This window comes from Peribacillus sp. GL_122, from assembly GCF_057835005.1.
The window spans coordinates 5,235,645-5,256,801 of record NZ_CM174415.1 but is presented as its reverse complement, the minus strand read 5'-3'; the positions used below and the strand labels follow the sequence as shown (position 1 = coordinate 5,256,801).

Annotated in this window: 22 protein-coding genes and 1 pseudogene; 14 read left to right on the top strand and 9 right to left on the bottom strand. The window is 42.2% G+C overall.

Annotated features, from left to right (window positions below):
• Positions 1–129: 129 nt before the first annotated feature.
• The 3 genes from AC3ISB_RS25590 to AC3ISB_RS25580 all read left to right on the top strand — a co-directional run bounded on the left by AC3ISB_RS25590 (position 130) and on the right by AC3ISB_RS25580 (position 1,654).
• The gene (locus tag AC3ISB_RS25590) at positions 130–354 is read left to right on the top strand and encodes a hypothetical protein (protein ID WP_063234074.1); all 225 of its coding nucleotides are present in this window, start codon (positions 130–132) and stop codon (positions 352–354) included.
• A gap of 168 nt (positions 355–522) precedes the next feature.
• A complete protein-coding gene (locus tag AC3ISB_RS25585) occupies positions 523–999 on the top strand; it encodes a GNAT family N-acetyltransferase (protein WP_141992967.1) in 477 nt (158 codons plus the stop codon).
• 40 nt (positions 1,000–1,039) lie between these two features.
• The gene (locus AC3ISB_RS25580; protein WP_098371437.1) at positions 1,040–1,654 is read left to right on the top strand and encodes a PH domain-containing protein; all 615 of its coding nucleotides are present in this window, start codon (positions 1,040–1,042) and stop codon (positions 1,652–1,654) included.
• 40 nt (positions 1,655–1,694) lie between these two features.
• On the opposite strand, the pseudogene AC3ISB_RS25575 reads toward AC3ISB_RS25580, so the two are convergent.
• Positions 1,695–2,517, bottom strand: a pseudogene (locus tag AC3ISB_RS25575) (manganese catalase family protein).
• 141 nt (positions 2,518–2,658) lie between these two features.
• Between AC3ISB_RS25575 and AC3ISB_RS25570 the strand changes: the two are divergent.
• Positions 2,659–3,414 carry a TraR/DksA C4-type zinc finger protein gene (locus AC3ISB_RS25570; protein WP_141992966.1) on the top strand — a complete coding sequence of 252 codons (756 nt, stop codon included), beginning with the start codon at positions 2,659–2,661 and terminating at the stop codon, positions 3,412–3,414.
• Between the two features lie 41 nt (positions 3,415–3,455).
• Here AC3ISB_RS25570 and AC3ISB_RS25565 read toward each other — a convergent pair whose 3' ends face one another.
• Complete coding sequence (locus AC3ISB_RS25565; protein WP_339202460.1) at positions 3,456–4,640, bottom strand: MalY/PatB family protein; 1,185 nt, start codon at positions 4,638–4,640, stop codon at positions 3,456–3,458.
• A 90-nt stretch (positions 4,641–4,730) separates the two neighbouring features.
• Between AC3ISB_RS25565 and AC3ISB_RS25560 the strand changes: the two genes are divergently transcribed.
• The gene (locus AC3ISB_RS25560) at positions 4,731–4,991 is read left to right on the top strand and encodes a DUF1871 family protein (protein ID WP_489274902.1); all 261 of its coding nucleotides are present in this window, start codon (positions 4,731–4,733) and stop codon (positions 4,989–4,991) included.
• A gap of 236 nt (positions 4,992–5,227) precedes the next feature.
• On the opposite strand, the gene AC3ISB_RS25555 is transcribed toward AC3ISB_RS25560, so the two are convergent.
• On the bottom strand, positions 5,228–6,070 hold the full coding sequence (locus AC3ISB_RS25555; protein ID WP_144527635.1) for an alpha/beta fold hydrolase: 843 nt from the start codon (positions 6,068–6,070) through the stop codon (positions 5,228–5,230).
• A gap of 304 nt (positions 6,071–6,374) precedes the next feature.
• Here AC3ISB_RS25555 and AC3ISB_RS25550 point away from each other — a divergent pair, with 304 nt between their 5' ends.
• Positions 6,375–6,875, top strand: a complete 501-nt coding sequence (locus AC3ISB_RS25550) for an Lrp/AsnC family transcriptional regulator (RefSeq protein WP_098371432.1) — start codon at positions 6,375–6,377, stop codon at positions 6,873–6,875.
• The gene (locus tag AC3ISB_RS25545) at positions 6,872–8,041 is read left to right on the top strand and encodes an aminotransferase (RefSeq protein ID WP_489274899.1); all 1,170 of its coding nucleotides are present in this window, start codon (positions 6,872–6,874) and stop codon (positions 8,039–8,041) included. Before AC3ISB_RS25550 ends, AC3ISB_RS25545 begins: the two co-directional genes overlap by 4 nt.
• A gap of 160 nt (positions 8,042–8,201) precedes the next feature.
• Here the strand turns inward: AC3ISB_RS25545 and AC3ISB_RS25540 are convergent, their stop codons facing one another.
• Both AC3ISB_RS25540 and AC3ISB_RS25535 read right to left on the bottom strand, forming a co-directional pair.
• Positions 8,202–8,555, bottom strand: coding sequence for a helix-turn-helix domain-containing protein (locus AC3ISB_RS25540; RefSeq protein WP_098371430.1), 354 nt, complete (start codon positions 8,553–8,555; stop codon positions 8,202–8,204).
• A gap of 134 nt (positions 8,556–8,689) precedes the next feature.
• The gene (locus AC3ISB_RS25535; RefSeq protein WP_489274896.1) at positions 8,690–10,033 is read right to left on the bottom strand and encodes a sodium-dependent transporter; all 1,344 of its coding nucleotides are present in this window, start codon (positions 10,031–10,033) and stop codon (positions 8,690–8,692) included.
• A 345-nt stretch (positions 10,034–10,378) separates the two neighbouring features.
• On the opposite strand from AC3ISB_RS25535, the gene yugI reads away from it, so the two are divergent.
• The gene (yugI, locus tag AC3ISB_RS25530; protein WP_063234086.1) at positions 10,379–10,783 is read left to right on the top strand and encodes a S1 domain-containing post-transcriptional regulator GSP13; all 405 of its coding nucleotides are present in this window, start codon (positions 10,379–10,381) and stop codon (positions 10,781–10,783) included.
• A gap of 146 nt (positions 10,784–10,929) precedes the next feature.
• On the opposite strand, the gene AC3ISB_RS25525 is transcribed toward yugI, so the two are convergent.
• Entirely contained in the window at positions 10,930–11,163 is a 234-nt protein-coding gene (locus AC3ISB_RS25525) for a DUF378 domain-containing protein (RefSeq protein WP_063234087.1), read from the bottom strand.
• 204 nt (positions 11,164–11,367) lie between these two features.
• Here AC3ISB_RS25525 and AC3ISB_RS25520 point away from each other — a divergent pair, with 204 nt between their 5' ends.
• The 3 genes from AC3ISB_RS25520 to AC3ISB_RS25510 all read left to right on the top strand — a co-directional run bounded on the left by AC3ISB_RS25520 (position 11,368) and on the right by AC3ISB_RS25510 (position 14,651).
• Positions 11,368–12,531: an iron-containing alcohol dehydrogenase gene (locus tag AC3ISB_RS25520; RefSeq protein WP_489274893.1), complete on the top strand. Its 1,164-nt coding sequence runs from the start codon at positions 11,368–11,370 to the stop codon at positions 12,529–12,531.
• A 147-nt stretch (positions 12,532–12,678) separates the two neighbouring features.
• Positions 12,679–14,025, top strand: coding sequence for a glucose-6-phosphate isomerase (locus tag AC3ISB_RS25515; RefSeq protein ID WP_098371427.1), 1,347 nt, complete (start codon positions 12,679–12,681; stop codon positions 14,023–14,025).
• A 221-nt stretch (positions 14,026–14,246) separates the two neighbouring features.
• Positions 14,247–14,651 carry a YugN-like family protein gene (locus tag AC3ISB_RS25510; RefSeq protein ID WP_098371426.1) on the top strand — a complete coding sequence of 135 codons (405 nt, stop codon included), beginning with the start codon at positions 14,247–14,249 and terminating at the stop codon, positions 14,649–14,651.
• Here AC3ISB_RS25510 and AC3ISB_RS25505 read toward each other — a convergent pair.
• Together AC3ISB_RS25505 and AC3ISB_RS25500 are read right to left on the bottom strand one after the other, a co-directional pair.
• A complete protein-coding gene (locus tag AC3ISB_RS25505; protein WP_179891056.1) occupies positions 14,648–15,640 on the bottom strand; it encodes a potassium channel family protein in 993 nt (330 codons plus the stop codon). The two genes, AC3ISB_RS25510 and AC3ISB_RS25505, sit on opposite strands and share 4 nt — an antisense overlap.
• Positions 15,641–15,884: 244 nt before the next feature.
• Complete coding sequence (locus AC3ISB_RS25500; protein ID WP_141992961.1) at positions 15,885–17,171, bottom strand: glycoside hydrolase family 18 protein; 1,287 nt, start codon at positions 17,169–17,171, stop codon at positions 15,885–15,887.
• Positions 17,172–17,335: 164 nt separating this feature from the next.
• Between AC3ISB_RS25500 and AC3ISB_RS25495 the strand changes: the two genes are divergently transcribed.
• Positions 17,336–17,539 carry an alpha/beta-type small acid-soluble spore protein gene (locus AC3ISB_RS25495; protein WP_057278019.1) on the top strand — a complete coding sequence of 68 codons (204 nt, stop codon included), beginning with the start codon at positions 17,336–17,338 and terminating at the stop codon, positions 17,537–17,539.
• A gap of 60 nt (positions 17,540–17,599) precedes the next feature.
• Here the strand turns inward: AC3ISB_RS25495 and AC3ISB_RS25490 are convergent, their stop codons facing one another.
• Positions 17,600–18,343: a glycerophosphodiester phosphodiesterase gene (locus AC3ISB_RS25490; protein ID WP_181762215.1), complete on the bottom strand. Its 744-nt coding sequence runs from the start codon at positions 18,341–18,343 to the stop codon at positions 17,600–17,602.
• Between the two features lie 153 nt (positions 18,344–18,496).
• Here AC3ISB_RS25490 and AC3ISB_RS25485 point away from each other — a divergent pair, with 153 nt between their 5' ends.
• Positions 18,497–19,324 carry an undecaprenyl-diphosphate phosphatase gene (locus AC3ISB_RS25485; protein WP_377409677.1) on the top strand — a complete coding sequence of 276 codons (828 nt, stop codon included), beginning with the start codon at positions 18,497–18,499 and terminating at the stop codon, positions 19,322–19,324.
• Between the two features lie 374 nt (positions 19,325–19,698).
• Positions 19,699–21,021 (top strand): APC family permease, encoded by a 1,323-nt coding sequence (locus AC3ISB_RS25480; RefSeq protein ID WP_489274888.1) that lies wholly within the window; start codon positions 19,699–19,701, stop codon positions 21,019–21,021.
• Positions 21,022–21,157: the final 136 nt, after the last annotated feature.

Below are 21,157 nucleotides of genomic sequence, written 5' to 3'. Positions count from 1 at the left end.
GAGAAGCGGGGGGGCTTACTGCCTCTCGTTTTTTTAGGTTTTAGTGGATTAGGCCCACTAGTGGATTGTTCTGGTAATTGATATAATGGGATAATGCAGTTTAATTCCCTATCAGGAAGGATGTATCGGATGGACTTTCTCAATCATGCTTTACTGGGTTTGTTTCTTTACTTTCCAGAAGACAAGACTGAATATATCTCGGCTGGTATAACTTGCTTCATTTTTTTAGTGGCAGCCGTTTTTACGATGAGGGCAATTATAAGATATTCAAAGAAGGAAGAAATGAAAACCAAGCAATTCGAAGATGAGGTCACAAAAAGGAACCAGCGAATCAAGGATGATACCATTTCTTGATCCCGGAAGATGCCAGCAATCGCGAGCCCCGTTTTTTGATATTGATTATCTGAATATGAATGGTATTATGTTTTGTTAGAAGGTCGTGAAGAATTAAATGTTCCCTTATCAGCATAAGCATTTTATACTATAAACATAGAGATAGAAATTTTGGGGGCGTAATTGGTTATGCAAATCATAGCGAAAAGAATGATTGCGGCAGATACGGTTAAGGATTTTTTCATTCAGCATTGGGAGACGACTCAAGTCGTTTTTTCAAGAGGCTTGTTTCATTATGCGGAACTTGAGGGTTTTGGGGTGATGGACGAGAATGAAAAAATCACGGGGTTGGGAACATACAAATTATCCGACCATGTTTGTCAGATCATCTCTTTGAATAGTGAGCATGAGAATCAAGGTGTGGGCTCATCGTTGCTTTATGTGATGGAAAATATCGCTAAAGAAAAAAATTGCCATACTATTAAAGCGATTACAACGAACGATAATTTACAGGCATTGAAGTTTTTTCAAAAGCGTGGTTATGTCATTTCGGAAATCGTTAAAAATGCCGTTGAAGAATCACGGAAAATCAAGCCCGAAATACCATTTTACAGTTTTGATGGAATTCCGATCAGAGACGAGATAATACTGGAGAAATACTTATAATAAGGTGAAATTCACCTGGATTTTGATAGGGGGAATAGGGATGTTTAAGAAAATGGCGGCGGATGCCCTTGGTCTTAGTGATATTGGAAGTGTGATTAAGCCTGCCGATTATGACAAGGTGGATGCAGATGACTATATCATGCATGAAGATGGGGAAAAAATTTATTTCCTGATCAAATCAAAAACCGATGAGTATTGTTTTACGAATCAAGCTTTCATACATTTGGACGGCACAAGTGCCATAAGCAAAAAGCGTACACTTACAAGGTATAGCTACAGCCAGCATAATATTTCCAACGCTACGCTTGAAACCGCAGGGACCGTGGATTTGGATGCGGAAATTAAATTTTCGATCGGTGCAAAGACTTTCTCGATTGATGTCCATAAGAAATTCATTGAAGAATTAAAAGACTTATTCAAATCACTCGTGAAAATATCGGAAATTTGCCATGAGAATGAGTATGCCCTTCAATATGCCCAGCAAAGCGTAAACCTTGCTTCTTCCACTTTGAACCAGGTTCGCACTGATGGAAGCCAAATGGCTGCAAGTTTCAAGGAAATTAATTCTGCAGCTTTCGAATGGTTGATGGACAGCCGGAAAAAGTACCATGTTAAAGATTTTGGATTTGTTTTCGAGAAATATATCAATAATTAAAAAAGGAGGCGAACACGGAATGATGTGTCCGCCTTCTTTTTTAATTATTCAAATCACTTAAGCCAGGGTTATGTTCATTAGGCATATCCGGCATTTCAGGGACAGGGAATACTTTTGGCGGATCGGTAACAGCAAGGTTTCCTCCATTTCGGCTCGGTGTCTCCCCTTTGAAAATCTCGCCGATTTGTGTTTGGTCCAACCGGAAATTGATTTGGGCACTATGGTAGCCTAAATCCACATATTTGCGGCATTCAGGATACATAATTAGGTACAGGGAAGATTTCCCCCAGTCAACCCCAAGAGTCTCTAATGCCTTGGCAAATGCATTTTGGTGGGCATTGTCGCGAACCATTAAAAATGCCAGTGTTTCGCGCATCGATTTATTGGAACTCATTTCATAAATCCTGGACTTTTGCAGGACTCCCGTGGATTCAAGCATGACATTGTTCAAAAGGTTAGCCACAAGATTACCGTGATCATAAACCCATGAACCATTCCATGGATTGCCGCAGCATCGACGGGCAGGGATGCTTTCGCACCGATGATGAAGTGATGGGGGTTTGCGCCGCCTTTGATGACTTCATCCAATGGGGCGCCATCGATAGCGGAATCTCAGACATATTCCCGCCAGCACCGCAGCTGGTTGATGGTTGATTGGACAAGTTCAATATGGCTAAGTTCCTCCAAGAAAATCACGATACTGTTTAGCCTTGCCGCGTAAGTTGGCGCTTTGGAAAGAATACTGCATCATCGTCCGCATTTCACCGAATTGTCCTCCAAGCGCTTCCTGAAGTACTTTTGCTGCATTCGGATCAGGTTTATCGGGAACGATCATATTGTAAGTCTTCTTTATAGAAATACAAATGGAGCCCTCCTTAAATTTATATTTCTAAGTTAGCTTCTGTTATCTGAATTAAATTATCCCTAAGGTAAAAAGTACCTTTATGGAATGGCGGGAAGAGAGAAATACTAGAGGGAAGAACGATTTTGAAAGGATGTTGCACATGCTATCCAATCAGCAGATTAAAGAATTTCAACAGCAATTGCAGCAAACGAAGCAAGAGTTGGAAGACCGATTAAATGATTCAGGCAACCACGATTTAAGAAGAAGCTTGGAGGATTCGACAGGTGAGTTATCGAGTTACGATAATCATCCCGGAGATGAAGGAACCGAGTTATATGAACGGGAAAAGGATTTGGCCCTTTCCGAGCATGATCGGGATGAAATACGGGATATTGAACGAGCGCTTTCCGCCATCGAGGCAGGTGAGTATGGAAAGTGTGTGGTTTGTTCAAAGGAAATACCTCTTGAACGTTTGAATGCCATCCCTACCACTACTTATTGTGTCGAGCATACCCCATCGCAGGAAACTTCGGACAATCGGCCGGTGGAAGAGGAAGTGCTGGGACCCCCATTTGGAAAGTTTGATTATGATGACCGTCACGAATCGGTTGCATACGATGCGGAGGATTCTTGGCAGGATGTTGCCAGTTATGGAACATCTGAATCGCCTTCCGATTTTGTAAATCCGCCAAACGATTACGAAGATATGTATGTCGAGTCCGAAGAAAATATCGGATATGTCGAAAATTATGAAAATTTTGTTGGTGTGGATCTATACGGTAAAGAGATAACGGTTTATCCGAACTCCCAATATGAAGAATTGAAAGAAGAACTTTTTGAAGAAAATATTCAAACCTCGTTTGGGGATTTGCCACGATATGAGCATGATCCTTATGTCGATGAAGAGAAAGTTTGAAAAAGAAGAACCAGGATTCTAAGCCTGGTTCTTCTTTTTATTTATGAAAACGCCAATTTCAAACGTTTTAGCCCTTCCATCAGGACGCTGCGTGAACAACCGAGATTCATTCGGACGAAACCTTCTCCGCCAGGTCCATATTTTGAACCAGGTTCCAATGCGAGCTTCCCTTGATGGATCAGTCGATCCTTGATTTCCTTGTCGGTCAATCCAAGATCACGGCAGTCAATCCATAAAAGGTAAGAGGCTTCCGGATGCATGACATGCAGTGAAGGAATTTCAGCAGCAATGAATTCCTCTGCCACTTTTATATTTTCCTCAATGTAGCCAATCATGTCTTCAAGCCATTCCAGGCCCTCTCGATACGCGGCTTCCATTGCTGTTAAGGCAAAGATGTTAAGACCATGGAAGGCCAGTTTCGTTTGCGCCTTTTGCAGTTGCTTCTGCAATTTTTCATTACTGGCAATCAGGAATGAAGCCTGAAGGCCGGCAATATTGAATGTTTTGCTTGGCGCCATCAATGTAACGGTTATGTCGGCCAAATTTTTTGAAAGCGAGCCGATCGGATAATGCCTTGATGTTTTATGGAATAAGTCAGCATGTATCTCATCACTGACGATGACTACATTATATTTTTCACATAACTCCCCGATTCGTAACAGTTCGTCCTTTGTCCAAACGCGTCCGCCAGGGTTATGCGGACTGCAAAAAAGGAATAGTTTCACTCCGCTTTTCAGCTTGTCCTCAAAATCGGTGAAATCAATCTCGAAGCGGTCCTTTTCCGTGATAAGGGGACTATTGACCACTACCCGGTCATTGTTTTTGATCATATCAAAAAATGGGGTATAGACTGGAGATTGTAACAATATTTTATCGCCCGGGTTCGTGAATGCTTGGATTGTTGTACCGATTGCAGAAACGACGCCAGAGCTAAATGAAATCCACTCTTTATCGATTTGCCAGGAGTGCCGGTCTCTAAGCCAGCTTTGAATTTCGGTGAAAACCGTTTCAGAAGGGACCGTATATCCGAAAATTGGATGGTTCAAACGTTCCATCAATGCCTTTTGAATGCCCTCAGGAGATGGGAAGTCCATATCGGCAACCCACATCGGGAGAACATCTTCGCGCCCATACAATGATGTGAGCGAGTTTTTATCCCATTTTGCAGACCCTGAATTTTCCCTGTTTATTTGTTCTTCGAATATTGACTTGTTCAAAATATCCACCACCGATAAAATTTGTCATTTCGCGAAAAGCCTGTTGTTATGATACTATGAATTCATGTTCTTTGAAAATATTGAGCAGGTGATGATTACATGGATACACAGCAAATGAATTTAGCGTTGGTTGCCGTATTGCAAGAATGGGACCCATTCAAGATAGGATGGGATCTTTATGAGCCGGAAATTGCAGATACGGTCGTAGCCATCCGGGATATAGATGACCCAAAGGAACTGGCGGAAAAAATAAAATCCATTTACGAGTTCTCGTTCGATGAATCCGTTCAGATGAAAAAGTGCCTGGAAGTTGCACAAAAGCTGCTCATCATAAAAAATGATGCCAGCTGTTCGATCTAAAGGTAAAAAGGGTGTACCCAGAAATCAGGGGCACCTTTTTACGTTGTTTTTTTGCTCTATACTCGTAGTTTGTGCAGTTTACTCGTGGTTTGTGCAGTATACTCGTGAATTTGCGTGATTTATTCGTGAGCTTAAGTGATTAACTCGTGAGTTTGCGCAATTTACTCGTGAGTTTCGGCGATTTACTCGTAAGTTTTGGTGATTTACTCGTGAGTTTCGCCCATTTACTCGTGAGTTTACGTTGGGGTGGCCACTCCAATAAACCCTTTAATTAATTGATACACTTCTTCCGGTTTCTCCTCTGGAAGTAGGTGCCCGGAATCCTCAAGCACAACAAGCTTGGAATTAGGCAGGTCTTCATGGAGCCTTTGGCCAATATTCAATGGCACCACTCGATCATGCCTTCCCCAAATAAGCAGGCATGGTGTATGAATATCACTAAGGTCCTCCTTCAACAAATCGACTTCCTTATCCCGAAGCATCCTCCCTAATGCCCGGAAAATATCATGCTTCTTTATGAAGGGCCCTAGATATCCCTGCCGCATTTCATCGTCAATCATGGCCGGGTCATGGACGACATTTTTCAAATTCTTTTCGATACCTGATTTTTGTAGATACCGTTTTATCCCGAATGAAAAGAAAGGCAGGTAACTGACCATCTTCATTTTCTCCGAATAGCCGGGCTGATAGCCTGAACCGGCAAGAAGAATGGCATGGTCGACAAGTTCGGGATATGATTTGATGAGCTGCAGGGAAATTTGCCCGCCCATGGAATGGCCGATGGTGCTGAATTTCCTGATGTCTTTTCCCTCTAAAAACATAACGACGGATTTAGCGATGTTCCGGAATGAATATGTATATCGATAATCTTTTCCGCTTTGCCCGAATGGCGGGAGGTCTATGGAAATCACATTGTATTCCTTGATTAAATAGGGCACTAATTTACGGAAACTGAAGCTCGACGACAAAAATCCATGAAGCAGGACAAGGGTGGGGAGGGAATCATCGATTCGGTCATATTCAAAATAGATTTCCATATTACCCACCCGTTCGACGCCTTTGATTGTATGACTTTCCATAAAAGCTCCTCCTCCGTTATTGGTCAATGATAAAAATCCACGTTCCCCTTAATATTCCAAAAAAGGTCCTTTAATACTGTTGCATAACAGTAATTGTAATAATAACGATGAAAAAAGACAATTACTATAACAGGTCACCAACCAATTTTGATATAATAGTGTAAGTTTATCCTGACAGAATAGGACTTATTAAATTATATTGTCATATAGGTTTTTAAAAAAGTCTAATAAGGTAATTCGTGAGACTATCTGCCAGCCAAACCATCACATCTAAATTAGTGAATTCCAAAAGGGGGGTTTTCCAATGCACTTGAATGAAGAGGAATTGGAAGTCTTGAGAATCATTGAAAATAATAGCCGGATTGATATGAAGGATTTGGCTAAAATGACCGATCAATCAGATTCGGACATTGAAATTACATTGAAGAAATTAGAAGATATGCGGGTCATTGTCCGTTATTTAACAGTCATTAACTGGGCTAAAGTGGATGAATACCACGGTGTCACAGCGATGATCGATGTAAAAGTCACTCCAAAACGCGGCGTCGGTTTCGATGAGGTCGCAAAAAGGATTTACAAATTCAAAGAAGTCGAGTCCGTTTATTTAATGTCTGGGGCTTATGATCTTTCGGTCATTGTCGAAGGACGTTCGATGAACGAAGTGGCAAGCTTTGTTTCGGAAAAGCTTTCGACACTGGATTCCGTCATTTCTACGACGACTCACTTCATTATGAAAAAATACAAGCATGATGGCACCATTTTCGAGCAAACTGAAGAAGATAAAAGGATAGTGGTGTCTCCATGATTAAAACGAGTTATGTTTCAAAAACGATTGCAGAGCTTAAACCATCAGGCATCCGCCGCTTTTTCGACTTGGCAGCCAATTTGGAAGGGGTCGTCTCCCTTGGTGTGGGTGAACCGGATTTCGTTACATCTTGGGCAGTAAGGGAAGCGGCGATCAACTCCTTGGAGGAAGGGTATACCTCTTATACGGCCAATGCCGGATTATATGAATTAAGGTCGGAAATCAGCGGGTACATGGAGAAGCAGTTCCATGTTTCGTATAGACCGGAGGATCAAATCATTGTCACGGTCGGAGCAAGCCAAGCCCTCGATATTGCCTTGAGGACCATTTTGAATCCGGGTGAAGAAGTCATTGTCGTCGAACCTTGTTTCGTCGCCTATGCACCGCTTGTGACCATGGCTGGGGGAATACCGGTCACGGTCCAAACATCCAGGGAAGATGACTTTAAGTTGACTCCCCAACAACTCGAGGCGGCGATCACGCCTAAAACGAAGGCCGTTTTAATCTGTTCACCGAATAACCCGACGGGAACCCAACTTGGGCAGGAAGAATTAGTGATGCTTGCTGACATCGTTAAAAAGCATGACTTGCTGGTGATTTCCGATGAAATCTATGCAGAACTTGCTTATGATGAGACATTCACTTCTTTTGCTGCCATTGACGGCATGCTTGAGCGGACAATTGTCATCAATGGGTTTTCGAAAGGGTTTGCGATGACTGGATGGCGTCTTGGGTTCGTTTGTGCACCTAAGGAAATTTCCGAGGCGATGCTTAAGCTTCATCAATATGCGATGATGTGTGCACCGACCGTTGCACAGCACGCTGCATTGGAAGCTTTAAAGCACGGAATGCAGGATGTGGAGGAAATGCGTCGCAGTTATCGGCGGAGACGAAATTACATCGTGAAATCATTTAACGAGATAGGCCTGGATTGCCATAATCCTGGCGGGGCTTTTTATGCTTTTCCTTCAATCGAAAAAACGGGGTTGACTTCGATGGAATTTGCTGAAAAACTTCTGACGGAAGAACTTGTAGCCGTTGTGCCGGGTGATGTGTTTGGGGAAAGCGGTGAAGGTCATATCCGCTGTTCCTATGCATCCTCCATGGAACAGCTTCAAGAAGCGCTTAGAAGGATGGAACGTTTCATGAAGAATCATTGCAAATAAAAGCAAAAAAATAGGGATCCGGCCGTTCCAAGCAGCCGGATCCCTTTCCATAGGGGGAATTAGAAAAAAGAGTTAATCTAATGGATTAACATAGAAAGTGTTAATCATAGTATATCCAGTACCCTGAAAAAAAATACACATACTACGACCTTTTTTTGAATTAGGCTTGTGTTTTATATAAAGTATGCATAACATTCAGAATTTGTTCTTCGCTAAAGTCCTTGGCTGTTCTTAGAATGAGCTCCGCTTTTTTTGTTCCGATTTCTTCAATCAGCTTTTTTATGTCCTCGTCGATCCCATCATCGTTCCCAGTTTGGGCATCCTTCAGGAATTCTGAAGCTGGAATGTCAAGAACGGTGGAAAGCCGTAGAATGGTTTGTGTATCTGGAACCGATTCACCCGATTCATACTTTTCAATCTTCTTCGTGCCGATTCGTAATTTCAAAGCCAGTTCCTGTTGAGTGAGGTTGTGTTCTTCTCGGTATTGCCGAATGTTCTTCGCGATATTTGACATAGACAGACACTCCTTAGGAAATATATTTTTTTATGTAATTATTTTACCATATTATTACTTAAGGAAAGAAAATGAATATGTAGGTTTTGTGAAAAAAATGCCGCTTCGAGAAATATCGAAACGGCATGTGAATGTTAAATGAGATTAGTGGACTTAAGGAATACGAGTATGATCATGATCGGCACGATGTAGCGAATCAGGAAATACCAAAGTTTAAAAAGTGATCGGCCGGAATCAGCGCCAGACTCGAACTCCTTTTGTACCTCGATCCTTTTCATTTGATAGCCGATGAAAAGGGATATGAACAAGGCACCGACTGGCAGCGCGATATTGCTTGTCAGATAATCGGCGAAATCGAATATGGATAAATTGAAAATCTTCAGATCCGAAAGCACGCCAAATGATAATGCGCTAGGAATCCCAATCAGGAAAACGGTGATACCAGCTATCCAGGAAGCCTTCTTCCGCTTTGCAGCATCACCCTTGATCATGGCTGCAACGACGATTTCGAGAATGGAGAATGCCGTCGTAAGGGTGGCAAATAATAATAATATGAAGAAAATGAACATGAAGATCCCGCCAAGCGCCATTTCATTGAATACGGCCGGCAACACGACAAAAACCAGTCCAGGCCCGCTTGAAGGGCTGAAACCCAGTGCGAAAACAGCCGGGAAGATGACCAAACCTGCCAGCAAGGAAATGAAGATATTCAGTCCAACTACCGAAAAGGCCGATTTTGTAATATCTTCTTTTTTACTTAAATAGGAAGCGTAGGTTACCATCACGGAAACACCGACACTTAGTGCAAAGAAGGATTGGCCAAGTGCCAATAGGATCGTTTCCCCTGTTAATGCGGAAAAGTCCGGCTTCAAGAAGAATTTAACACCTTCCATCGCTCCATCCAGAGTCAAGGAACGGATAAGAAGAATGATGAAAAGTATGAACAAGGAAGGCATCATATATTTATTAGCCTTTTCAATTCCCTTGGAAACGCCGCCTTGCACGACCCAAATGGTAAAGACCATGAATAATAACTGAGCGATAACCGTTTCATATGGATTACTGATTATCGTATTGAAGAAGTTCCCATATTCTTCTTGCGTCAAGTTTGTGAGAGAACCTGTAAAGCTTCTTGCCAAATATGAGATGATCCAGCCTCCAACAACACTGAAGAAGGAAAGCAGAATGATTGAAGCGACGACACCGCCATATCCAATCAACGCCCAAGGCTTTCCAGGGGCGATATGTATATATGCGCTAATGGCATCTTTCTGTGCATTGCGGCCAATCGTGAATTCCGCTATTAATATCGGTGCACCGATAAGTATGGTGAATAAAATGAAGAGCAGGAAAAAGACCCCTCCACCATTTGCCCCAGTCATATATGGGAGCTTCCAGATGGCGCCCAATCCAATAGCGGATCCCGCGGCTGCCAGGATGAACCCAAGTTTTGAAGTCCATTGATCTTGTTTTGACATGATGGAAAAACTCCTTTAGATGTAAAGAATATCTAGCTGTATATTACTTTTTTTAAACATTTTCTCATCTTACTATGATTATGGGGAATTGGATAGTGTTCCACTATTGCAATCTTTAGAAAAATAAGCAAATATTTTAAGGGGAATAGAGGTTATTTGCAAATTTTTAGGATAAGTTATACATAAAGAACTTATAATATTTATTATTTCCAAAAAACAAACATTTTTAATGAGTAAAATCCCAAAAAGTATGGTATACTTAACTTTGATTATTTTCCAATTATGTGATATAATTTTTTATTGCGTGAAAAGACGAAAAAATATATATAAAATAGGAGTGTTACCATGTCTGAAAAATTCGAAATTGGTGCGGTAGTTGCTGGTAAAGTAACTGGTATTCAACCATACGGTGCATTTGTTGCTCTAGATGATTCAACTCAAGGTTTAGTTCATATTTCTGAAATTACTCACGGCTTCGTTAAAGATATCAACGAACATTTAAAAGTGGGCGATGAAGTGAAAGTTAAAGTGCTTTCCATCGATTCAGCTGCTGGAAAAATCGGCTTATCGATCCGCGCTACAGAAGAAGCTCCTGAGCGTACTGAAGCTCCGAAAAAAGCTCCGAAAAAACGCCAAGCTTCTGTTAAAGCGACATCTCACATTGAATCTACTGAAGGTTTCAACACATTGAAAGACAAACTTCAAGAGTGGATTGAACAATCTCAACGCGAAGACTTAATCAAAAAATAATTTTGGGAACCGGCAGATCCTTCGATCAGCCGGTTTTTTTTGTCCATTTCATGGCCGGTAGTGGGCACATGAATGAAATAAAGCCGGGTCATGTGTTTATCCATGGTCCGGCTTTATTTTATAAAACATAAACAATGTCGATGACATCAACGAGTCGGTTTAGTTTCAGGCTCTCTGGAAATTTCAGGGCTTGGTTTAAAGAGAAGACCAAGATTAATGAGACCGGCAATTCCAACCAATCCATAAACGATACGAGCTAATCCAGCATCTTGCCCTCCGAAAATCGAAGCGACCAAGTCAAATTGGAAAAAACCTATTAATCCCCAGTTGATTGCCCCTATTATTGTAAGAACAAGTGCAGTTCTTTGTATTCCACTCATTGTACTGCCTCCTTTTTTTTGAAAAAATCAGTTCTTTATTTATCATGCTTTTTCATCATGTAAATATGCATCACTACAAAAGTTCCGGGCGGATATTTTGTATTTAAATGGAACATTGGTCATAATGAATAAAAGAAAAGCTAGCACTTGCACTTTGGACAATTCAAAAACGGAGTCAATATGGCATTAAAGGAGAGATATCCATTGGAGAATTACACTTATAAAAATCCTACTAAAGTCATTTTCGGGAAAGGTCAGCTTGAAAGCTTAAAAACTGAAATTCCTGCGTATGGCGATAAAGTTTTACTTGTATACGGTGGAGGAAGCATAAAGAAAAATGGCTTATATGAAAAAGTGGTCAATACCTTGAAAGTGATCGATGCAGAGGTGCACGAGCTTTCCGGAGTTGAACCGAATCCACGCATCTCGACAGTCCGAAAAGGTGTTGATCTTTGTAAAGAACATGGTATCGACTTTGTCCTTGCTGTTGGGGGAGGAAGCGTCATCGACGCTACAAAGGCCATCGTTGCGGGTGCTAAATATGAGGGGGATCCATGGGATCTTGTCATTAAGAAGGCACCAGTCGAAGAGGCGCTTCCATTCGGAACGGTGCTGACTTTAGCTGCAACCGGCTCTGAGGCGAATTCCGGATCTGTCATAACAAACTGGGAAACGAAAGAGAAATATGGATGGGGAAGTCCATTGGTATTTCCGCAGTTCTCCATTTTGGATCCTGAAAATACTTTTTCAGTACCAAAAGACCAAACGGTATATGGAATGGTCGATATGATGTCACATGTGTTCGAAACGTACTACCATCCGGAAACGCATGCGCCGCTTCAAGACCGTTTTTGTGAATCGTTGTTATCGACGGTGATTGAAACGGCACCTAAACTATTGGAAGACCTGGAGAATTATGAGCACCGGGCTACTATCCTGTATGCCGGAAACCTGGCCTTGAATGGGTCGCTTGGGGTCGGTTACAGCGGTGATTGGGCAACGCATAACATTGAACATGCCGTTTCAGCTGTTTATGACATCCCGCATGCAGGAGGATTGGCCATCTTATTCCCAAATTGGATGAAGCATGTGCTACATGAAAATGTCACACGCTTTAAACAAGTGGCAGTCCGTGTATTCCATGTAGATCCTGAAGGTAAGACAGATGAGGAAGCGGCCCTTGAAGGCATTGAAAGACTTAGGTCATTTTGGAGCAGCTTAGGGGCGCCGACCAATCTTTCGGATTATGGCATCGATGACTCACAATTGGAAGTCATGGCTGATAAAGCGATGAGCAGAGGGGAATTTGGAAGATTCAAAGTCCTGAACCGTGAAGATGTCCTTGCCATTTTACGGGCTTCATTATAAACGAGTGATATGATCCTTTCTCCCGCTTTGTCAGGTGGGAGATTACTTTATATGCATAATTCCTTATTTACTTGATCGATTTCTTGATTATGAGAATTACATCAGATAAAGTGAAAGGGAAACTAAAGAATTCAAGGAGGAATTTGAATGGCCCATATTCGTTTCGATTATTCAAAAGCCCTGCCGTTTTTCGGGGAGCATGAAATTACCTATTTACAGGATGCTGTAAAAGTGGCACACCATTCCCTGCATGAGCAGACAGGGGCAGGCAATGAATATCTTGGCTGGCTTGATTTACCTGCCAATTATGATAAAGAAGAGTTCTCAAGAATCAAAAAAGCGGCCGCGAAAATAAAAGAAGATTCAGAAGTGCTGCTGGTTATCGGAATCGGTGGATCATATCTGGGAGCACGGGCAGCAGTTGAGATGCTTCAACATAGTTTTTATAACATTTTACCGTCGGATAAAAGAAATGCACCGCAAATTTTATTTGTGGGTAATAATATAAGCTCTACATATATGCAGGACGTAATGGACCTATTGGAAAATAGGGATTTCTCGATCAATGTCATCTCTAAATCCGGTACGACCACGGAGCCTGCACTGGCCTTCAGGATTTTCCGAAAACTGCTGGAACAAAAATACGGCGTTGAAGAAGCTAAGGGCCGCATTTATGCTACCACTGATAAAGAGAAGGGTGCATTAAAAACGGTAGCGACGGAGGAAGGTTTCCAAACTTTCGTCATTCCTGATGATGTTGGCGGACGTTACTCGGTCTTAACGGCTGTAGGGCTGCTTCCGATTGCGGTCAGCGGGGCGGATATCGATCAAATAATGGAGGGAGCCGAGCGCGCTAGGGTGGACTTCAGTTCTTCCGAGTTAGGTGAGAATCAGGCATACCAATATGCGGCGGTTCGGAATATCCTTTACAATAAAGGGAAAACGATTGAAATGCTGATAAACTATGAGCCTGGACTTCAATACTTCTCTGAGTGGTGGAAACAATTATTTGGGGAGAGTGAAGGAAAGGATCAAAAAGGAATATTCCCTTCATCGGCTAACTTCTCGACTGACCTGCATTCATTAGGGCAGTATGTTCAGGAAGGACGGCGTGATCTTTTTGAAACAGTCATCAAAGTGGAAAAGGCCCGTCATGAAATCTTGATTGAAGAAGCGGCCAATGACTTGGATGGCCTGAATTACCTATCAGGTGAAACGGTGCAATTCGTGAATAATAAAGCATTTGAGGGTACGCTGTTAGCCCATACGGACGGTGGCGTTCCAAACCTGATCGTAACGGTTCCGCAACTCGATGCTTATACTTTTGGCTACCTTGTATATTTCTTCGAGAAAGCTTGTGCAATGAGCGGATACTTACTGGGTGTAAATCCATTTGATCAGCCTGGAGTGGAAGCCTATAAGGTGAACATGTTTGCTCTTTTAGGAAAGCCGGGTTATGAAAAGAAAAAAGCGGAGCTCGAACAGCGCTTATAATATAAAAGGCATCAAGCGGGAATAACATCCTGCTTGATGCCTTTTTTGTTGAAAGTTAAAGCAGTGCCATCAAGGAAGCGATGAAGAGAGAGAAACTTCACAAAAGCATAAGGGTGGCTTGGAAGCCAAGTTCCTTTCGCCAATCGAGGGAACAATAGGCCCGGTTTTTTTAATGCATTTTGGTTAAGCTAATAGAAAATTAGCGAAAGAGGTTTTATACAATGATTAAAATTTCTTCTCAGTTGGAAGGGAAAACATTCGGTTTGTTCGATCTGGAGACGAAGTTAAAACCGGAAGGATATGTGATAGGCGGGGGATGGGATTATGACCACGGGTCTTTTGATTATAAGATTGATGGCAGTGATGGCTACCAATTCTTGCGAGTCCCTTTCAAGGCTGTTGATGGTTCACTCGATAAGGATGGGGTAATGGTCGAACTATTACAACCGTTTTTGTTATCTCATAAGTACGAGGACGGGATGGATGATGAAGGAAATATCGGAAACCTCTCCGCTTCCTTCAATCAGTTTGCTGAACCTGAAGATCCGGATGCCGAATTTCCGGAAAACTATATCTCATTAGGAAAAGCGCTTGTCCGTGATTTGGAAAAGCTTTTATTACATTAATCTTCAATGATGAGCAAGGTGTCATCACGATGTATGATTACATCTCCAGGGGGCTTGATCAATGTCTTGCCTCCTGAAATGATGCCGACCAATAAAATGTCTTGATCGAATAGCTTAACGTTCAACTGTTTAAACGTCAATTCATGCCAGTCATCCTGGACGGGCAGCTGCTTGATGTTCAAACCATCCCGCTCTTTTTGCTCTTCGGCTTCCGCAAGGATCCCCTTCGATAAGCAATCCTGCATATATTCACTCGCGAATTTATTCGTTTCCACGATACCGTCCGCCCCTGCCCGTAAAGCATTTTCCTTTTGTTCATGCGTTAATATTTCCACAAGACAATATACATGAGGATTCAGCCCTTTGACGGCCAGCAATGTTAATATCGAGAACATATCCGTTTGCAGCTCGTCTTGCTTAAGGTCAGCCGTGATCAGGACGCGTATGGCTTGTTTTACATTTGCTTTCTGCAAAACGGAATCCAATGTAGCTTTTCCTTGGATAAAGTGGATATTCGTTCTTGGAAGCGGGTGCTTTTGCAGCGTATCATCTATAAGGACAATGGATTGATGATGTTTACGATCATGAATGTTTTGGATGATTCTCTGGGAACGGCCATTCCAGCCCACAATGATAATATGACCGCCGCCGCCGAATACTTTCTTTCCTGTTAGAAATTGCTGCTCATTGGAAATGGAAATCTTTGCAATGTACGCAAAATAAGAGGTAATCAGGCCGGCGCCTGACAAAATGAGGACCATTCCAATGACTTTTCCAAGATTTGTAACGGGAGTGAAATCCCCGTAACCAACCGTTGACATAGTCACGATTGCCCACCAGATGCCATCAAGTAAAGTAGGGAATCTCTTCGGCTCCACAAAGTGTATCAAGACTCCGAATGAAAGTAAAAATAATGCGATGGTGGATAGCAATCTGATGAAACGCGGAAATCTGGGAACGGTGCTGATGAATGAACCGATTCGAATCATGTTTTTCACACCCCTTAAGCTGTTCCTTTTAGTATGTTCAAAAAAGGCTTGGCTCATAAGGTTGCGGACAGACAAACTTTGAATGATGAATATTGGAAAGTTGCCATTCGGTTTCGGGTAAATGATAAAAGCCCTCCGGTGATGTCGGAAGGCTTTTATGGTTGAGTCACGTATCCTGAACTGGACTTCATGCTCGATGATTGATTATATGCCAGTTTGCGTTTCGGTATTCCTTTATCTTTTCTTAGACCCTTCTCCGGACGTTAAAGTTATCACTGATGAGCAGCCAGTTTTGAGGGAAGGCTAAGCCGAGCTTCCAATAACTCATTCCCCTTAGGTTCAGTTCTTTGATTAAATCGAATTTTGCCTGAATGGATCTGGCATCTTCAAACCACACCTCATGGCGCCTATCCTCTATATCGGTATAGTTGAAGTGCGGGGCCTGTGCGGTTTCATCATACTCGATGGCAACATTATTGGCCGCCGCAATCTGGATGGCCTGCTGCGGACTCACGGCCTTGGCAGTGGATCCCTGTACAAAAGGCAGGGTCCAATCATAGCCATATAGATTCTGCCCCATCAGGATCTTGTTTGAGGGAATATCGGTGACAGCATATTCGAGAACTTCCCTAACAGGTCCAATAGGAGACACAGCCATTGCCGGTCCTCCGCTATATCCCCATTCATAAGTCATGATGATAACGAAGTCGACGATTTCACCATGTGCTTTATAGTCATGTGCCTCATACCAACGGCCTTTTTGCTCTGCACTTGTTTTAGGGGCAAGTGCCGTGGAAATGAACCATCCTTCTTTCTTGAATCGTTCCTTGGCTTTTCGGAGAAATTGATTATACGCTTCTTTATCGGCCGGCCTTAAAAACTCAAAGTCAAAGTGAATATCCCGGAATCCATATTTCTTTGCCGTTGTAACGATATTGTTCAGGAACTTATTCTGAACGGAAGTATTCGTTAAAATGATTCGCCCAAGCTCATCGCTGAATTGGTCATTTTCCTGATTCGTGATGACCATCATCAGAACATTTTTATTTTCTCTGGCGATGGCAGGGAATTCATTGAGCAAAGGCTCTTTTAAGGAGCCGTCACGAAGCGCCTGGAAGCTGAATGGGGCTAAGTAGGTTAAATAGGGCCCGGCTTCCCTGGCGGCCGTTTCAAGGGCCGGTGCAACCGATGTACCCCGCGGCTCGACATAACCGTTGAATTCGGCGGTCCTTTTCTTTCGTGCCGGAATATAGAGCCGGTATCCAACGGATAGGTTTTGATTTTCGGAAATGCCATTTATTTTTGCCAATTCTTGAACAGGGACATCAACTTTTTGAGATATCGAATATAAACTATCACCCTGTTGAACGAAATAATAACTGCCGACGATTGGAATGACAAGGGCCTGCCCCGAAACAAGATTATTTGGGTTAGGGATCTTATTTGATTCGACGAGCCTGTCAACGGTTACGCTGTATGTCTGGGCGATGCCATATAACGTCTGGCCTGGCCTAACCACATGTATTTGCAATTCTTTTCCCTCCTACTGAAAGTTTCCTAACAGTTTATGAGCATAAAAAGAAATTCATGATAAAGAGCTTAGGTTTGAGAGACGGTAATCAAAAAAATTCAATAAATTGGCAATAATAATTTAAGCTTAAAATGCTAATTAATATTAGTAGGAGGTGAAAACACATGGCAAACAACAATAACAGCAATCAACTAGTAGTAGCTGGTGCAGAACAAGCCCTTCAACAAATGAAGAATGAAATCGCTAGTGAATTTGGTGTAAACCTAGGTGCTGACACTACTTCTCGCGCTAACGGATCAGTTGGTGGGGAAATCACAAAACGTTTGGTTCAAATGGCTGAACAACAATTAGGCGGATATTCTCGTTAATTAACTGAATAAAAATGGATTAGAAAGAGAAGGAGCATCGCTCCTTCTCTTTCGCATTGTTCAGCTAGTTGCCTGCCATGCCTTTAAAATCTTGATTGCCTTTTCAGGGAAATCGGTCATGATGACGTCGACTCCCAACTCTGCCAGCTTGACGATGTCGGCTTCATCGTTGGCGACCCAAGGCCGGATTTTATATCCAAGTTTTTTCGCTGTTTCATTAACTGCTGGAGTCAGGCTGTTTTTATCTGGATGGAAACCCGATTCTTTTTTATCACGTAAGATTTCTTCGAAGTTTTCAGGAAGCCCCTCGAACAATAATGCACGTTCAAGTTCTGGAGCAAGCTTCTTCACTTTTTCAATCGATTGATGGTTGAAGGAAGAGAGGATCACCCGCTTTTCCATTTGATATTGATGAATTAAATCAATGATCTTCTGTTCAATTCCTTCGTAAGCGAGTTTATCCGTCTTGATTTCGATGTTCATCAATAAAGCATTTCCCTTAGCCCAGTCGAAAACGTCCATTAAAAAAGGAATCCGCTCCCCAAGGAATTCACTGGAAAATTTGCTCCCGGCATCAGCCGTTTTCAGCCTTTGTGCTGAATGCTCTTTTACATAACCAGTAAGGGTGGTCGTTCGATCAAGTGTTTCGTCATGGATGATGACCAATTCCCCATCAGAACTGAGATGGACATCGAACTCGATCCCTTCAGCCCCAATTTCTGCCGCCTTTTGAAATGCAGCCATGGTATTTTCAGGATGCGTTCCCTTGGACCCCCTATGGGCAAAAATAAGTATGTTTTGCAAAATTATCACATCCCCTTTAAACTTTATCTTGAACCCTATCATACATGTATCAATGAATTGTTTCAGCAATGTTTAATAGACAATATTTTAAACAACGAGTAAAATACATATGGTATTTCCATAAATAGGTGTTCGAAATATGAGGTGAATAAAATGAATATGTGGGAAATTTTTGTTGCAGTTATCCTTGGTCTTGTAGAAGGATTAACTGAATTTGCTCCTGTATCGTCTACAGGGCATATGATCATCGTCGATGATTTATGGTTGAAATCGACCGAGATCTTCGGGAGTGAAGTAGCCAATGCCTTTAAGGTGGTCATCCAGCTTGGTTCGATACTCGCCGTCGTCGTGCTCTTCTGGGGACGGTTCATGGACTTGCTTGGGTTAAGGAAGTTGAAAGATACAGGTGCTGTGAAGGGACCAAAGCTTAACCTATTGCAGATATTCATCGGATTGCTGCCGGCTGGCGTTTTAGGTCTATTATTCGAAGATTACATTGATGAACATTTATTTACGATGAAGACGGTCATCGTCGGATTGTTCCTTGGCGCGTTATTGATGATTGCTGCGGATAAATTCCGTCCAAAACTGACTGCAGAAACGGTTGACCAAATCACTTATAAACAAGCTTTCGGTGTAGGGTTAATTCAATGTTTGTCACTGTGGCCGGGATTCTCGCGTTCAGGTTCAACCATTTCCGGAGGAGTGCTTTTAGGAATGAGCTATCGCGCTGCTTCCGATTTCACGTTCATCATGGCAGTGCCGATCATGGCTGGTGCCAGTCTCTTGAAAATCGTGAAATATTGGGAGTTCTTCACGCCTGAAGTTCTGCCATTCTTTATTGCAGGTTTCATCAGTGCATTTATCTTTGCGTTATTCTGTATCCGCTTTTTCTTGATTTTAATCAATAAAGTTAAATTGACTCCTTTTGCCATTTACCGGATCGTCTTGGCGGTTGTGCTTCTATTCATTATTTGGTAATACGAAATGAAGCGTGAAATAGGAGAGGAGCCACCCCGTTGATTCGGGGTGGCTTTTTTTGTGGCCGAAAAAATACGGGAATCACAGAAAATTCATCACGAATGATAATTGAGTTTTATGGTTTTTAATTCGTTATTATCAAGGTAATTATCAATAAATCCTTTTGTAATAAAAAAATATTCGGTTTTTGATGCAGTTTCAGACATAATTAGTAAAAAAAATATAAATGAAATAATGCTCCCTGAGCGTAGTGATACCAACGTGTTTGAATATTTTTTGTAATATTCAAATGATTGCATAAACTATTCTCGTATAATTTGTATGATATAATTTTAGTATAAATAAAGTACATGTGTACACCTGGGGAGGACAACATGGGAAATGACCAATTGAAGAAAACGGTTGGCTTTTGGGTTGGAACATCAATTGTAGTTGGTACAGTTATCGGTTCTGGTATTTTCATGAGACCTGGTGACGTGCTTGAGTTAAGCGGTAATTCAACCATGGCCTTATTAGCTTGGCTGATTGGCGGCCTGATTACCCTTGCAAGCGGGTTGACGATTGCGGAAGTGAGTACACGTATCCCTAAAACGGGAGGCTTATATGTCTATATGGAAGAAGTGTACGGAAAAGCGTGGGGATTCCTATGCGGCTGGGTTCAGACATTGGTATATGGACCTGCAGTCATGGGCGCACTCAGTTTATACTTCGGGTTATTAGTCGCAGGAATATTTAATATCGCTTCTGGCTACACTTTGGCGATAGGGATTTTTACGATCGTATTTATTGCAGGCATGAATCTTCTGGGGACAAAATACGGCGGTATCATCCAAACCTTATCGACCGTTGCTAAATTAATCCCCATCATCTTCATAGCGGTGTTCGGTATCGCACAAGGTGATATGCCTGTATTCAATATCGATAGTGAAAGTTCAATGAAAATCAGTATGGCCGGTGCGATTTTGGCTACGCTCTGGGCTTATGATGGCTGGATGAATGTCGGCTTCATGGCTGGGGAAATGAAAAACCCGCAGAAAACGCTGCCGCGGGCAATCATAACGGGATTAGTCGTGGTCATGGTCGCTTACTTGGCTGTGAACCTTGCCATGCTTCATGTATTGGGGGCGGAGGGAGTCATAGCTCATGGTACGAATGCAGCGAATGTTGCGGCAACGCTTTTATTCGGTGAATTGGGCGGGAAATTGATATCAATCGGAATTGCGATTTCAATCTTCGGTTGCTTGAACGGAAAGCTTTTGACCTTTCCGCGCATTACCTTGGCGATGGCGACTGATAAAATGATGCCAGGCCATAAACAAATCGGAAAAATATCGCCCAAGTTCAAAACGCCTATAAATGCGACGATATTACAAGTGATCATTGCAATCATCATGATGGTTGCAACAGACCCTGACAAACTTACCAATATGGCCGTATTCTCTGTCTTCTGCTTTTATGGATTAGCCTTCTTTGCGGTCTTCATCTTACGCAGAAAAGATCCGGATGCAAAAACTTATAAAGTACCATTTTACCCATTCATCCCCATCGTGGCGATTGCTGGTGCAATATATATTGTTTTAAGCACATTAATCCAAACACCTTTAAATGCCCTGTACTCGGTGATCATCCTCATTATAGGAATGCCTGTGTACTGGCTGCTTAAAAAAAGTGAGCGGAATGATAAACGGTCATATTAATGAAAAACCCTTCACTGCATGCAGTGGAGGGTTTTTTTAAAAATTGCTGGAACGAAACTTTCCCTTTGGACAAAAGTGGCGAAATAGACAACTCGGGAAGTTCGTATTAACATAGGGGGAAAGTTAAATAGTGAAG